Annotated in this window: 11 protein-coding genes; 7 read left to right on the top strand and 4 right to left on the bottom strand. The window is 35.3% G+C overall.

The window, feature by feature from the left end:
• Window positions 1–43 precede the first annotated feature (43 nt).
• Window positions 44–532 (top strand): TlpA disulfide reductase family protein, encoded by a 489-nt coding sequence (locus tag CG11_RS14235; protein ID WP_052597318.1) that lies wholly within the window; start codon window positions 44–46, stop codon window positions 530–532.
• Window positions 533–669: 137 nt separating this feature from the next.
• Here the strand turns inward: CG11_RS14235 and CG11_RS14230 are convergent, their stop codons facing one another.
• From CG11_RS14230 to CG11_RS14215, 4 genes are all read right to left on the bottom strand, one after another.
• A complete protein-coding gene (locus CG11_RS14230; protein ID WP_052597316.1) occupies window positions 670–3,036 on the bottom strand; it encodes a TonB-dependent receptor in 2,367 nt (788 codons plus the stop codon).
• 270 nt (window positions 3,037–3,306) lie between these two features.
• On the bottom strand, window positions 3,307–5,679 hold the full coding sequence (locus CG11_RS14225) for a carboxypeptidase-like regulatory domain-containing protein (RefSeq protein WP_052597314.1): 2,373 nt from the start codon (window positions 5,677–5,679) through the stop codon (window positions 3,307–3,309).
• A gap of 325 nt (window positions 5,680–6,004) precedes the next feature.
• Entirely contained in the window at window positions 6,005–6,439 is a 435-nt protein-coding gene (locus tag CG11_RS14220; protein ID WP_052597313.1) for a hypothetical protein, read from the bottom strand.
• A gap of 235 nt (window positions 6,440–6,674) precedes the next feature.
• The gene (locus CG11_RS14215) at window positions 6,675–7,280 is read right to left on the bottom strand and encodes a hypothetical protein (protein ID WP_052597311.1); all 606 of its coding nucleotides are present in this window, start codon (window positions 7,278–7,280) and stop codon (window positions 6,675–6,677) included.
• Window positions 7,281–7,661: 381 nt separating this feature from the next.
• On the opposite strand from CG11_RS14215, the gene CG11_RS14210 reads away from it, so the two are divergent.
• The 6 genes from CG11_RS14210 (at window position 7,662) to CG11_RS14180 (ending at window position 15,137) form a co-directional block, all read left to right on the top strand.
• Entirely contained in the window at window positions 7,662–8,234 is a 573-nt protein-coding gene (locus CG11_RS14210; RefSeq protein WP_052597309.1) for a YdeI family protein, read from the top strand.
• Window positions 8,235–8,334: 100 nt separating this feature from the next.
• On the top strand, window positions 8,335–9,423 hold the full coding sequence (locus CG11_RS14205) for an isoaspartyl peptidase/L-asparaginase family protein (protein ID WP_081909555.1): 1,089 nt from the start codon (window positions 8,335–8,337) through the stop codon (window positions 9,421–9,423).
• 253 nt (window positions 9,424–9,676) lie between these two features.
• Window positions 9,677–11,428 (top strand): S8 family serine peptidase, encoded by a 1,752-nt coding sequence (locus tag CG11_RS14200; protein WP_052597305.1) that lies wholly within the window; start codon window positions 9,677–9,679, stop codon window positions 11,426–11,428.
• Between the two features lie 683 nt (window positions 11,429–12,111).
• Window positions 12,112–13,167: a hypothetical protein gene (locus tag CG11_RS14190; protein WP_156039778.1), complete on the top strand. Its 1,056-nt coding sequence runs from the start codon at window positions 12,112–12,114 to the stop codon at window positions 13,165–13,167.
• Between the two features lie 138 nt (window positions 13,168–13,305).
• Window positions 13,306–13,833, top strand: a complete 528-nt coding sequence (locus tag CG11_RS14185) for a PH domain-containing protein (RefSeq protein WP_052597299.1) — start codon at window positions 13,306–13,308, stop codon at window positions 13,831–13,833.
• Between the two features lie 257 nt (window positions 13,834–14,090).
• Window positions 14,091–15,137, top strand: a complete 1,047-nt coding sequence (locus tag CG11_RS14180) for a DNA topoisomerase IB (RefSeq protein ID WP_052597297.1) — start codon at window positions 14,091–14,093, stop codon at window positions 15,135–15,137.
• The last annotated feature ends 27 nt before the right edge of the window (window positions 15,138–15,164 follow it).

The raw sequence follows: 15,164 nt of genomic DNA, 5'->3' as shown, positions 1-15,164 counted from the left end.
TGGACAAGATTTTTATAATTTTTATAACTAAACACTAAATAAAATGATACGACTAATTATGCTGACAGTAGCACTATTATCAGGAGTATTGACTATGGCACAAGATAGATTGCCTGACGCTACTTTAAAGACATCCACAGGTCAAGAGGTGAATGCAAAAACATTGAGCAACGATGGAAAGCCATTCGTCGTTGTAATATGGGCAACTTGGGACAGTCCTAGTAAGCGATTGCTAAACACCATTCATGAGGAATACGAAGATTGGGTTGATGGAACAGGAGTGAAACTTATTGCCGTTTCTATAGACGATGCTCGAAATATGGCTAGAGTAAAACCTTATGTGGTATCAAAAGGCTGGCAATATGAGTACTATCTCAATCCAGAAAAAGATTTTATGACCAAAATGAATGCGAACCATCCACCACACGTAGCTGTTTTTGATGGGGAAGGAAAATTGATGTGGAAACAAACTGGATATGAACAAGGAGATGAGGAAAAAATACTTGAGGCAATCAAAAAATGTATTCCTTAATCCAAGTTAATCGTCGTACCAAAAAATTATAGTAAGAATTAATCTATTATTTACTATAATTTTTTGGACGATTTATGAGTAGAGTAAATTACAACTTGTTGATTGATAGTTTTGGTTTTGTAGAAACGGAAAAAGATCTAAAAATCAATTTGGAAACTAAGTACTGGCAAAATTCCAGCTTGATAACGAGGAAATAATTCATTCTTTTGACGATCATAACCATAAAAACTAATATTTCTATAGTTGGTAACATTTTGAACATCAAGAGCAATGGTATAGGAGAATTTTTTGTGATCTTTTCGATATGCGATACGCGTATCTAAGCGAAAATAAATAGGAGCTTTAGCACTATACGCTTTATCTTCGTCCTCTACCAAAGCACGAGCAGCAATAGAAGCAGCTTCATCTGCTGGAGTATAGCGAATACCATCTGCTAAAAATGTTTTAATACCCACTTGTAAAACACCCCCTTTTTTGAAGGTAAATTCATAGCCTCCCATCAAGCTTGTTCCCCAACCTCTATTGTAACGAGTATTACGCCATTCTGTATCGCCCAGAGATTTGTACTGTGCTTGATAAATAGAACCCGTTGCCAATAAAAAGAAGTTTCTACCAAAGGCTTTTTCTATCGTAATATCTAAACCGTAGTTTTGGGCAAACCCTTCCGAAGTCATTGCTACATGACCATAGGTTTGGCGTTCATTGAACAGCCAATAAGTACTTGCGCTATCAATACCTGTCGGGATATCAAAGCCATATTGATAGTAAATTTCAGCTGTTGCTCTAAAGCCCAATGCAATAACTTGTTGGTAAGATAAAATAGCGTGATGCCATTTAGCAATTTCTAAGTTTTTGTTAGGCTGACTTACGTTGCCAAATTGATCTTTGATGCGTAAATGATAGGTTCCAATAGGAATTAATTTGCCATGCAAGCCATAAGCAGCACTGATTGTTGTTTTGGAAAAAGGTTTGTATTGTACCGAAAACCTAGGTTCAATACTGTAGGTATTGTTCATTGCAAAATACATGGCATGAAGCCCAGCATTAATTGTAAAATAGTTGTTTGGGCGATAGCTTCCTTGGGCATAAGCTTGTATTAAAAAGTTTGTATTTGCATCACTGATATCCAAATACTGGTGATTGGTTAGATCGTTGGCGCGTCGTTCACTTAGACTTAACCAATGAGAAATGGCATGCACCAAAGCGCCTGATTTTAGACGAAAACGATTGCTAAATTTATAGCCATAAGTAACATGAGCTTGCGAACGGAGTATCTTATAATCGTACAGTAAAAAGCTATCTCTATTCTCTAAATTAGTAATTTCGGGTTCATACTGTGTCGAAAAAATATGAGTTAATACCGTTCCTACAGTAGCTTTTAAATAAGATTTTTCATTCATGAGTCGACGAAAACTTGCCCCTATGACCCCTAAATTAGAACCTGCTTTTTCGTATTGATAATCCCATGTGTTTTGCCAGTCTGCGGTATCTTCTTTAACAGACCAAAGTTCATTACTGATGCCTCCAACCCCAAATATTTTAAACTCATTTTTATTGTCTTTCGAATTAAACGTTAAGCAGAAAGATAGATCTTGAAAATCGTTTGCTACATTCTCACGAACAACATAAAGTCCCATTGCATTTAAAAGCCCCAGAGTTGAATAACGATAATTTATTAGATAAGAACTTCTACCTTTTTTCATCGGCCCTTCTGTGGAAAAACCCAGCCCAACCAATCCAATTTTGGCAGAATGTTCTCGTTGTATCATATTTCCTTTGCGAAAACGCATATCAAACACACCAGCAAAAGCATTGCCATACTCTGCGGCAAAGCCACCCGTAGAAAAATCAGTATTGCCTAGCAAAGCAGCACTAAAAACAGTGATTCCACCCCCCGTAGAAGCAGGTCGGGCAAAATGAGTTGGGTTGGTAATTTCTAAACCCTCTAAACGCCACAAAACACCTACGGAAGAATTACCTCGAATGATGACATCGTTTTCATTGTCTTGGTCACTTTGTACCCCTGGCAATGCTGCTGCCATACGTCCAGGGTCGTCCAAGCTAGCGGCATAACGTTTGGTTTCTTCTACAGAAAAAGAACGGGTACTGACAACAGACAAATCATTTAAAGCTTGGTTACCAACTCCATCGGCACTTTTAGAGGCATTGACAACAACTGTTTCTGTAACCTCTACTTGTTCTTTTAATAAGATGTCTAAGTATATTTCCTTACTTGAAGAGACAATTAAATCTTCTGATACATAAGGCTCATAACCTAAATATTGCGCTTTTATTTGTTGACGCCCTACAGGAACCTTTTCTAAAACAAAATCACCATTTTCATCAGAAACACCATTAATATTTGTCTGATCGACAACTAAGGTAACTCCAATTAAGGGCATTTGGCTAGCATGGTCTACAACTTTTCCTCGAATAGTTTGAGTTTGAGCAAAAGAAGAAAAAAGAAAAATAAAGTTAAAACACAAAGAAAGTAACAGTTTCATTGATTGTATGTTTATAGATCAATTTCAAGTGATAATGTTCATAAAAGTAAGTTTTTAAATAATAAATTTAGGTAAGCAAGGATAAAAAGTATGGGAAAAATATTCTTGTTCATTCTACAAAGTTCTGAGAGAAAACTAAGTTTTATAACGAAAGTGATGCCGTGAAAATAAAAAAGAAGTAGTCTTGTAGAGCACTATATTGGTGTTATATGAACGAAAGAACACTGTTCGCTAAATTAGATGTTTTAGCGAACAGTGCATTTGCCTTGTTTAGAAGTCAATTTGGAAACTAATAACAGGGAGTAAGCCCGATTGATAACGAGGGATTAGTGTGATTTCTTGGCGATCATAAATAAAATACCTTGGATTTTTGGTGTTGGTAATGTTCTGAACATCTAAGGAAATTGTATAGGAAAATTTCTTATGATCTTTGCGATAAGCTACTCGACCATCCAAACGGAAATAGGTGCCCGCAGAAGCTCCCCAATATTGATTGGTATCCTCGACTAGTTGCCCTGCTAGTTTGGACGCTTCAAAATCAGCAGGAGTATATCGTAGACCACCAGAAAGAAAACTCTTTAGACCAATTTGCAAAACGCCTCCTTTCTTGAAGGTAAATTCATATCCTCCCATCACGGAAGTTCCCCAACGTTTGTCTATGCGAGTGCGCCTCCATTCTGTATCGCCCAAAGACTTGTATTGAGACCAAAATAAAGAACCTGTTACTAAGACAAAAAAACTGCGGCTAAATGCCTTTTCTACGCTTAAGTCAACACCATAATTTTGCCCTTGCCCTTCCGAAATCATTTCTCGTGTTCCGTAATTGTCACGTTCATTAAAAAACCAGTAACCACTATTGGGAATGGTACTAGTTGGATTGTCAAAGGTATATTGATAATATCCCTCCAAGTTGAGGCGGAAGCCCAAACCAATGATTTGTTGGAATGATAGAATGGCGTGGTGTGCTTTGGCAATTTCTAAATCTTTATTGGGTTGTGTAATACTTCCGTTGCCATTAGGCAATTGAAGGAGGTAGGTTCCAATAGGGAGCACTTTGCCATGCAAGCCATAGGCAGCACTAAAGGTCGTATTTTCAAAGGGTTTGTATTGTATGGATAATCTTGGTTCAATACTATAGGTATTGTTTAAGGTTAAAAACAAGGCATGGAACCCAAAATTGAACATTAATTTTTTGACAGGACGATAACTACCTTGAGCGTATGCTTGTAGCAAGAACGTATTACCATGGATGTTGTCCAAATAAGTATAGTCTCCATTACCCAAGTCCTTTGAATAATTTAACCAGTAAGTATTGGCTGTTAAGGAGGCACCTGTTTTTAGACGAAAACGGTTGCTAATTTTGTTACTATAGGTTAAATGTAGTTGACTTCTTAGGGTTTTGTAATCGTAATCCTCAACAACATTTTTATCTTCGATATCTAAAGTAGTAAGATTCGGTATGGCTTGTTTCAAAAAGATATGATTAAGAACAGAACCGACAACTACTTTTAAGTATGATTTTTCATTGATTAAGCGTCGGTAGGTGAATCCCAAAACCCCTAAGTTAGAACCATTGCGCTCATCAATATAATCTAAGTAAGTTTGCCAATCGGCTGTATCTTCTTTGGTAAACCAACGTTCATCACTTAGCCCGCCAATACCAAAAATCTTGAACTCATCTTTGTTGTCTTTCGAATTGAAGGTTAGGTTAAACGATAAATCCATGAAGTTATTTCCTACGTTTTCACGAACAACATACAAGCCCATGGCATTTAGTAATCCAAGTGTTGAGTAACGGTAGTTGACCAAATAAGAACTGCGGCCTTTCTTAATAGGACCTTCTGTAGAGGCACCTAACCCTATCAATCCAATTTTTACAGAATGTTCTCTATTGACCATATTTCCCCTACGATTGCGCATGTCAAAAACTCCTGATAGCGCATTGCCATACTCGGCAGCAAAACCTCCTGTAGACAAATCTGTATTGCCAATAACCGAAGCACTGAAAACAGAAATACCACCTCCTGTCGTCCCTGGGCGACCAAAATGGCTTGGATTAGGAATTTCTAAACCTTCCATTCTCCATAAGACACCAAAGGCAGAGTTGCCACGGATAACAACATCGTTTTCATTGTCTTGGTCGGTTTGAATACCAGGAAGGGCAGCGGCCATACGACCAGGATCATCAATACTAGCAGCATAGCGTTTGGTTTCTTCCACCGAAAAAGACCGAGCACTAACAACCGATAAATCATTGATGGCTTGGTTGCCAACTCCATCTTTGCCACCAGAAGCCGTAACAACAACCGTTTCTGTTACCTCAACTTGCTCAATTAAACCAATTTCAAGATAAGCTTCTTTGCTGGAGGAGATTACTAATCCTTCCGTCGAGTAAGGTTCATAACCAAGATATTGGGTCGTGATGACTTGTCGACCAATCGGAACATTCGATAAAATAAAGTTGCCATCAAGATCTGTGGTTGTATTCAAATCTGTTTCTGCTACCATAACAACAACTCCAATGAGTGGCATTTGACTAGCTTTATCTACAACTTTGCCTCTAATTGTTTGAGTAGGGGAATTTTGTGCTTGACTGGCAAAAAAATAAAAACAGCCAAACAAAAGGGTGAGCATGTTTTTCATCAGTAGTTTTTTTATTATCATTTTTTCTTTTTGGTTTGAAGAGTTTGTCTAGAAATTGAAGGTGTTTCGAGTCAAGAGTAGGACGTATACATTGATCTTGAATGTTTCCAATGTTTTTTAGTAGCCTATTGATAGGCTCGTTTAAAAAACTAAAGATAGACTCAACATCTTTTACTCTTAACTGAAAAATAATGTTTTAGATAAACTCTATTGAGCGTAGTTTAATAGGGAATTCTGATGAAAGATAAGAAATTTTAACTAATGAATTTATATGAAGTTTAATTTTATCTTGATAATGGCTGTGTAAATGGACGGCTGATAAATTCTAGCCTAGGCGTTTTTTTCTAATTGCTTTGCTTAAATAGATGAAGCCATTGATCCAGAAAATAATGGCAAGTATTGCGATTACAATACCCGCAATGGCTAACACAATACCAAGTGTTGCAGGTATACTAAATAGAAAGGACAGGCTACCAAGTAGGATGCCAACAAAGAGTATTGTAGCTACAGAAGCTAGTATGATGTAGGTGATGGCTTTTTTGCTTTCTGGACTTTGATGATGTTGACGGGCTTGTTTTAATTTTAAGGATTTTTGGAATCGCAATCTTTTTTTGAGTTTTCTAGGGTGTTGAGGTTTTACTTTTTTTTCAATGCGAGGCGTGACTTTGTCGTAAGAGTATACAATAGCGGCTTGTGTGGGATTCGTAGAACAGCAAATAATGCATAAACATAGTATGCAAATCTTATTAAATAGCTTCATAGTTCTTGTATTTATAAAATAACTGAATGTTTATTTAATTTTAAAATAGATCAAAAAAATATCCCTCTTAGGTTTAGACAGGGATAAATATATTATACTTTAAATGGATGTTCAAAATTAAAAAATGAATTTGTGACAAAAGAGCAAAGGTTGAAGGTGGATGTTTGATGTTTAATGTGTTGTTTTGTAAAGTCTTAGGTTGTGTAATTTGTGAGAGAGTTTAGCACCTTGTAATTTAGTTTACTCGATACCATTGTGTTTTAATTTTTTTATCTTTTGGGTAAACAAAACTTTCTTCATTAAGATAATATCGAACTTGTCTATTATTTTTAATATGAAATAGAATGGAGTTATGTCTCATCTCAAAGCCTATTATGTAGCTTTGTTTCAACAGTTTTTTCAATTCATTGGAGGAAATTGGGTGTATTTCTTTGGTACTTGCTATCTTAGTTAATAGAGAATGATTGTATGATTGCTTAGAAAGTATGGGGGCGTTACCATCGGAGATGACGTAAGTCGTCAATTTTTTATACTTGTTGTCAGACTGAACAACTTGGATGATTTCTTGAAGTATGTTCTCTTTTTCCCATAAAAAAAAATGATCTGCAAAGCTGTTGGGATGAATTAAAATTAAAAGCCAAATAGGAAGTAGCATAGAAGTGATAAAATAAAGCAACTTCTTAGTTCGCATCCAAATAACAATGAAATAGAGGATGATAACCAAGCTTATGATAATTCGAATGGACTCTGCCCAAATAGGTTGTTGGTTATAAAGCGCTAAATACAGCAAACTAAATGCAAGGATGATACTGATGATTTTTAGGTGCAGTTCGAGTTTCATAGTAGCTTTTTTTGTTGTTATTCTCAATCTTACAAAGAAGCTCTATTTTATGAGGAAATCCTATTTTAAAAATATAGACTTATTATTTGGTATTTCCTTGGATCATTTGGAGGTAAATACCAAGTCCAACCAAGAATATAATGCACCTAAATGCTGCTTTCCTATTCATATCCTTTATATTAGATGATTGTAAGAACATGTAGATTTGTATCAATAATTTTTATGGTCTATTGACATAGGGGTGTCATGCACTAGGCATAAGTTTGCAGTGTTATTAATGACAGTTACGTTAATTTTTTAATAGTTATGCTTTACTGCTGTTTGTTATAATGGTTTGATTTTTTTAATAGATAGGCAGGGGTGGAGTCGAATGTAAATAAAATGGAAGTAGAAACATATTGTCCTAGCAGCCGAGCAGATTGGCGAAAATGGTTGGAAGAAAATCATGAATCAAAACAGTCTATTTGGCTTGTTTATTATAGGTTCTCAACAAAAATTCCCTCGATCAGTTGGAGTGAAGCTGTTGACGAAGCATTGTGTTTCGGATGGATCGATAGTACTAAAAAATCTATTGACAAAGAAAGATATATGCAATATTTTTGCAAAAGAAAACCTAGCAGTACTTGGTCAAAAGTAAATAAAGATAAAATTGAACAGCTTATCCAAAATAACTTAATGACAAACGCAGGTTTTGAAAGCATAGAAAGAGCAAAAAAAAATGGAACATGGACATTGATGGATGATGTTGAAAAGTTGATTGTACCAGACGATTTAAAAATAGCCTTAAATAAGAACGATAATTCAATGGAGTTTTTTCAAAGCCAGTCAAAAACAATTAGAAAAGGTATGTTACATTGGGTTGTTATCGCCAAAAGAAATGAAACTAGAAAGAGGAGAATTGATGAAATAGCCCGATTGGCTGCCAAAGGGATGTTGCCCAACAAGTTTCAATAAAAAGCAATTGGTAAAAAAAACTGAAATGACACCTGATATGAGAGTTCTAAACCTAATTATTCAAATGTAAAACGTCGGCAGTAAAACAAATTTATTTATTATGAAGAAAATAAAATACATTTTACTATTAACTAGTATTTTGATAATCGGCAACAGTATGACAACTATACAAGAACAAAATCCTCCTAAAGAAACCTCTTTAAAATCTGTTTTGGTAATTCATGGTGGTGCAGGTACTATTTTGAGAGAAAAGATGAGCAATGAAAAAGACAAGGCGTATCGAGATCAACTCGAAAAGGTATTAAGAAGTGGTATGAAAGCTCTAAAGGAAGGAAAATCATCTGTTGAAACAGTAGAGTTAGTGGTGCGATTGATGGAAGATTCTCCTTTGTTTAATGCAGGAAAAGGTGCTGTTTTTAATCACAAAGGAGAACAAGAAATGGATGCCTCTATTATGAATGGAGCAGATTTGAATGCAGGGGCTATTGCTGGGGTAAGGCATATTAAAAACCCTATTACAGCTGCCAGAATGGTGATGGAAAGGTCAAAACACGTTATGTTGTCAGGGCAAGGAGCAGAAGATTTTATGAAAGAACAAGGAGGGGAATTGGTCGAGCCAGCGTATTTTTATGATGAGCGTCGTTATAGACAACTTAAAAATGCGATTAGACGTTCTCAAATAGAATTGGATCACGATGGAAAAGACTCAACCAATCCTTTAGATAAGGAAGATGGGAAACAAGGAAGCCTTTGGTCGAAAGAGAGCGAAAAATTTGGGACAGTAGGTGCTGTAGCCTTGGATTATAAAGGAAATTTAGCTGCTGCAACTTCTACCGGAGGGATGACCAATAAGCAATACGGTAGGATAGGAGATAGCCCAATTATTGGAGCGGGTACCTATGCCAATAATAAAACGTGTGCCGTATCTTGTACAGGACATGGCGAATATTTTATTAGAAACGTTGTTGCTTATGATGTTGCTGCTATTATGGATTACCAAAATAAATCTTTGAAAGAAGCCGCAGAATATGTAGTCAATACAAAATTAAAAGAACAAAATGCTAGCGGTGGTTTGATCGCTCTAGATGCCAAGGGGAATGTGGCTATGCCTTTTAATACTAAAGGGATGTATAGAGGTGTGATTTATGAAGATGGTCGGATTGAGGTAAAGATTTATGCAGATGAGTAAGGTTTGGGGTAGAAATTATTTTAGTAAGAAATGATTGTCTACTTCCTTTTTTAGGTAATATGGCTTATTTTGTGTATAAATATACAAATATCAATCGTTCCCTACAAGTTGCTGATTTATAAATATCCTTTATTGGTAATATCACTTTAATGCCAATTAATTAGATGTCTATACACTCAAGTGTATATCATTATCATTGCATGACTCTTTTGTAATGGTCTAGTGTTTTAGGATATAAAACTTGTTAGAAATTATGAAAAAAATACTGTTTTTGACCTTGTTGTGTTACGCTTTAGGAAGTAATGCTCAAACAGATTGGCAAGAAAAAGTAGACTCGGAAGTTTGGGCAACGGCTCATCAAGCGAATTTTGAATATTTTGTTTTGCTGGAAGACCAAGCCAATACCAAGGTGGCCAAAAACTTTTCAACCAAAGAAAGAAAAGCACAATATGTTTTTCGACAATTAGAAACAAAAGCAAACGAAACACAGAGTGATTTGCTAGAGTTGATCGATCAGCATCAAGGTATGTATCGTCCCTATTTTATTGTTAACGGAATTTGGGTGAAAGGAAGTCGAACGTTGTTGGAAGCATTGGCTAAGCGAGAAGAAGTAGCCTTGATTGCTCCGAATCCTAAAATTTATAATAATTTGCCGAATCGTCCAGACGGCTCGTCATTAAATGCTCATCTTGCTAGAGGTCCACGAGCTTACGAGTGGGGAATAGGGATGATTCGCGCGCATTTGCTTTGGAATCAAAACTTGAAAGGTGCTGGAGTTGTAGTTGGCGGTCAAGATACTGGATACGAATGGATTCATCCTGCGTTGAGAAATCAATATCGAGGCGATTCTTTGGATCATAATTATCACTGGCACGATGCTATTCATGGTCAACTAAGTGCCGATACGTTTAATAAATGTGGGTACGATGTCAACTATCCCTGTGATGATGCCACGCACGGAACGCATACGATGGGAACGATGATTGGCGATGATGGATTGGGCAACCAAATTGGAGTTGCACCAGAGGCGGAGTGGATTGGTTGTAGAAATATGGAGAATGGTTGGGGAACCCCCGCAACCTATATAGAGTGTTTTGAGTGGTTCTTAGCACCTACCGATACCAATAATTTGAACCCCAATCCAAGCATGGCACCTCATGTAATTGCTAACTCTTGGGGATGCCCTCCTGTAGAAGGGTGCAACCCAAGCAACTTTCACATTATGCAGTTGGCAGTAGAAAACCTGAAAAATGCAGGGGTATTTGTTGTAGTATCAGCAGGAAACGATGGTTGGGCTGGTTGCAATTCTATTAGGAATCCTGCTGCAATTTACGAAGCTAGCTTTTCAGTTGGTGCAACGGATATCTTAGATACATTGACAAACTTTAGCAGTTTGGGGAGTGTTACTTCTGATGGAAGTATGCGTATGAAGCCCAATGTCGTTGCGCCAGGGGCAGGAATTCGTTCTTCTATTCCCAATGGAGGCTACGCTGCTTATTCGGGAACAAGTATGGCTGGTCCTCACGTTGCGGGTGCTGTTGCTTTGCTGATTAATGCCAAACCTAGTTTAGCAGGAAATGTAGATTCTTTGGAAACTTTATTAGAAATGACAGCCGATACGGTTTATACTTATAGAGACGATACTTGTGGAACGACTTCTCAATATGTTTTTCCTAATAATATGGTAGGGTATGGGCGTATTAATTTATACAAAGCATTACAAATTATCCGTCCCGATTTAATGCTAAACGTTACCCAAAAAACTGTACAAGATTTGCGTATCTATCCGAACCCCTCTTCTGGATTTGTTCAAATACAAACTGCTCAATCTATGGAGAATTGTCGTGTGACGATTATCAACTCGTTAGGGCAAGTCGTCCGTCAGTTTGATACTTATTTTAATACCGTATTAGAAATAGATCTAGGAGCAATGAGTACAGGAATTTACAGTATTACAATAGAGAATAAGACACAGAAAGTGATTGGGAAGATGATAAAATTCTAATCCTTGTATAGGCTTGTTTGGAATCGTTAATTTTTAAGCAAGTCTTTTAATATTTTTTTTAGGGCTTTGATTTCTAGATAATTGGTGTACGGAGGAAAATAATATGTTATAGTTTCTTCATTGCTTTGCTCTATCTTTAGTACATTTATTTCATAATCAATGTTGTTCATTGTTTCTAAAAAAAGTTTGGATTCTTTTAATACGGAAACTGAAGTTATTTTTTTGAGCTCGAAGAAGTATATCTTTTTCCGAAATATACTTTTTTGTACGACAATCAAAACATCTGAATGCAACTGGAAATGATAGATGTATAAGTGGAGTAGGTATTTGCCTATTTGCCATAGTATAAAAAGAAAAAAGAATAGAGGCATTATTGCTTCAGTATTAAAGTTAGGTTTACGAGACCATGGATGTTGATAGTGGATGATAGACACATTTTTTAGATATAAAAAAGTGATTAATAATGCTATCGAAAAAAAGAAAATTCCTTGAAAAAATAAGAAATTTTGATTCGATCTTGTTGCAGGAATAGAGATTTCTTTGAGCATAGTAGGATAAATGTTTTTCTACCTAATTAACTCTTTTTATCACAAAATAATTTCAACTGCCTCTATAAATGTAGCAGATTTGTACCTGAAAATTAACTAAAAAAACGGATGAAGCTATCTAAAATATTACTTTTTATGCTGACTATTATTTCTACAGATACCATATGGGGGCAGCATATTAAGGTTGAGAAACGGAATGAACATCCTTTTTTAGTTGACCATGGCAGAGTGGCTAAGTCGTATGACAAAGCGGGAATGCTAAAAGACTCCATTACAATCAGTAGTCATACGGGGAGTGCATCTTCTATTAATCTATTTGAAATGGATACGGCTTTAATTTTAATAGATGTAAATGGTATGTGGTATTTTGTTTCTAAGAGTAGTGGAAAGTTTATCGATGGTTTTTGGGGATGGAACAAGGACTTACCTAAGCATTATATGGGCACATATACTTATGATAAGGGCTTAAGCGCATATCGTTTTGAGAAACAAGTGGTATTGAAGGAAAGTGTCTATCAACAGAAAGATCCAAGTGATTATAGTGGTCGATTTTTGGGAAAAGAAAAGAATAGAGATAAACTGATGTGTCGAAACTGTACTTTAAGAGGAGAAAAACACCTTACTCCATCTATTAAAATTGATTACAGAGATAGCATCAAAATTTTACAATCAACTAAAAAACATATTCATAAAAGAGAATATTGGTCTGATTCAACTCTTATTGATATTATAACTACCATATCAAAAAATACGTTGCTTGAATTGACATTAAAAAATGGAGATACTATTAAAGTTCGGAAAGCTCTCTTCAAAAGATTACCAAGGATAAATTTTAATTTTCAAAGCTATGAAAAAATAGTTGAAGAATATAGTTTTCAATCTTATCATACATTAATCCTTGATTTTGAAAACTCAAATCCATTTCTTAAAAAGGTTAGATGCAACTACAGTCATGTAAATGGTTTTAGTGATAGCTTAAAAATCTATAAGTCTCCCTTTAATAAAAGTTATAAAAAGCTTCTTTTTAATAAGGAAAAAGATGAGTGGTTTGTAGCAGAAAAGGTAGTTTTTAAAGGTCGGAAAAAAACTATATGGACAACTTTCTTTCACGATTATCATAATAAATATTTTACTTCGAGAAAAGTAATTATCACGGACCCAAGAGGAGAAATTATATTAGAGGAAGAGTAAGATGGCTTTTAGAAGACTCAAGTATTTGGGAATATCATCTTTTACGTACTCTAAGAAAAAAATATATTGTTGGGGTATAGTATTTTTTACTGAGAACATTTCTCTTATCTTTTGGGAAGAGGATTAAAAAATAAAGAAATGAATATTGAAAAAGAACCTAACAGGTATTTTAAAAATTTTTTAGATGAAAATGAAAAAATTTTATGGATAGGAAAACCTTCTCCAATACCATATTCCTTGAGTGCTGTCCTTTTTCAAATAGTAGGCTTACTGTGGTTTTTTATAGCTCTTCCGATGTTATTTCAAATTGAATCTTTGAGTGACTTTTGCTTTTACATATTATATCTTATCCCTTTTTGGTCGAGTTGTTTTGTTTCATATGCTAGTTACAAAAATATTAATCACGTTCACTATGCTTATTCAAGAAGGAGAATTTTTATTAAAGAGGGGCTTGGAGCAAACTATACTATTATTGAATTTAGTAAAATTATTGATATAGAATCTAGTTCCAATCTTATAGAGAATAAATATCAGACGGGGTCTATTCTCATTTATAGTGGAAAAAAAAATAGCAAGGGCGAAAGAGAATTTGATGTTTTGCATTCAATCGAAAATCCCATAGATGTTTTTGTTGATTTGAAAAGAATGAAAGCTAATGCTTTGTAAGCGATCTAGTTTTTAATTGTATATGGCCGTTTTTTCTTAATCAATATACTAGTCATTTGCTAATGATAATATAATGAATGAGGGTATTAACAATATTACACTCGCAATAATCTAAAGAGGGATATTAAAAAAATAGAATCAAGAATTTAAGTAAAAAAAAGTTTGGATCGGAGCTTCAAAAAAACAACATTAAGCAAAACTTTATACAAGAAATAGATATTATATATTAGTAGAAACTCATCATTCCTAATAGAACAATGTCTAGACCATCACATACTGCCAATAAACAGGACTTAAATCCTAAGCTTCTAGAAACTATTGAACACTTTTTAAGAGATGCTACGTCTTGTGCCACACATTTAGGCTTAGAATATTGGACAGCATACGAGAAAGGAATTCAACGAAAACCTTGTGGCGATTCGTTCTGCTACTTTAGGCGTGGGCATCAAATTACAAATATCAGAAGAAAAAAATACTACGACCAGTTAGGAATTCCCCCTGCATGGCAAAACGTCTTTATTGCTCCCCTAAAACAAGCCCATTTGCTTAGCCTTGGAAATGATGCTGCTGGTAGAAAACAATACTTATATCATCCCAAGTGGGTAGATGGAAGGAGTAAATTACATTTTTATGAGTTGTTAAATGTATATCCAACCTTATCAAAATTGCGGGAGTGGATAGCAAAGAACTTGGAGAGCGAAAACGATCTATTGGTGGAATATGCAGTTTGTTTTTACTTGCTAGATACTTTTGCACTTCGGGTTGGTTCTGAGCGATATTATGAACGGAATAATACGGTTGGTCTAACAACAATTCGTATGGAACATATTACCATTCAAGAAGGTGAAATAGAAATAAAGTACCAAGCAAAATCGCAGAAAGAACGTACATTTGTCATTAAGAATGATCGGATTATTTCCTTTATTTCAGAAATAGAAGAGGAAAGAAAAGGTTCTGTTCCTCTTTTTCCAGATATTGATGCTACTGCTCTTAATGATAAGCTGCACGAAATTACAGGTCAACGCTATACGGTAAAAGCATTTAGAACATGGCATGGCACTCAAAAAGCTTATACGATGCTTTGTCAAGAACTTTCAGAAAAAAAGGCTTATAAAAAGGCAGCTCAGTTCTTGAACAATACGCCAGCGGTGGCAAAGGCTTCTTATGTACATCCAGAAGTGGTTCAAGCATCAAAAAAGCGAAAATACAAAGCTTTTTTTAAGCAACAAAAAACAAAAGAAGCTTATGAAAAGCAACTGTACCAGCTGATTGCTGTTTTGGCACAGGAGCATTTAAAACTGTAGAATGAAGTTGTGTTGTTGCTTGAAGAT

The sequence above is a fragment of the Aureispira sp. CCB-QB1 genome, assembly GCF_000724545.1.
Lineage (GTDB): Bacteria > Bacteroidota > Bacteroidia > Chitinophagales > Saprospiraceae > Aureispira.
The sequence above is the reverse complement of the archived record's forward strand: the minus strand, read 5'-3'. Positions and strand labels throughout refer to the sequence as shown.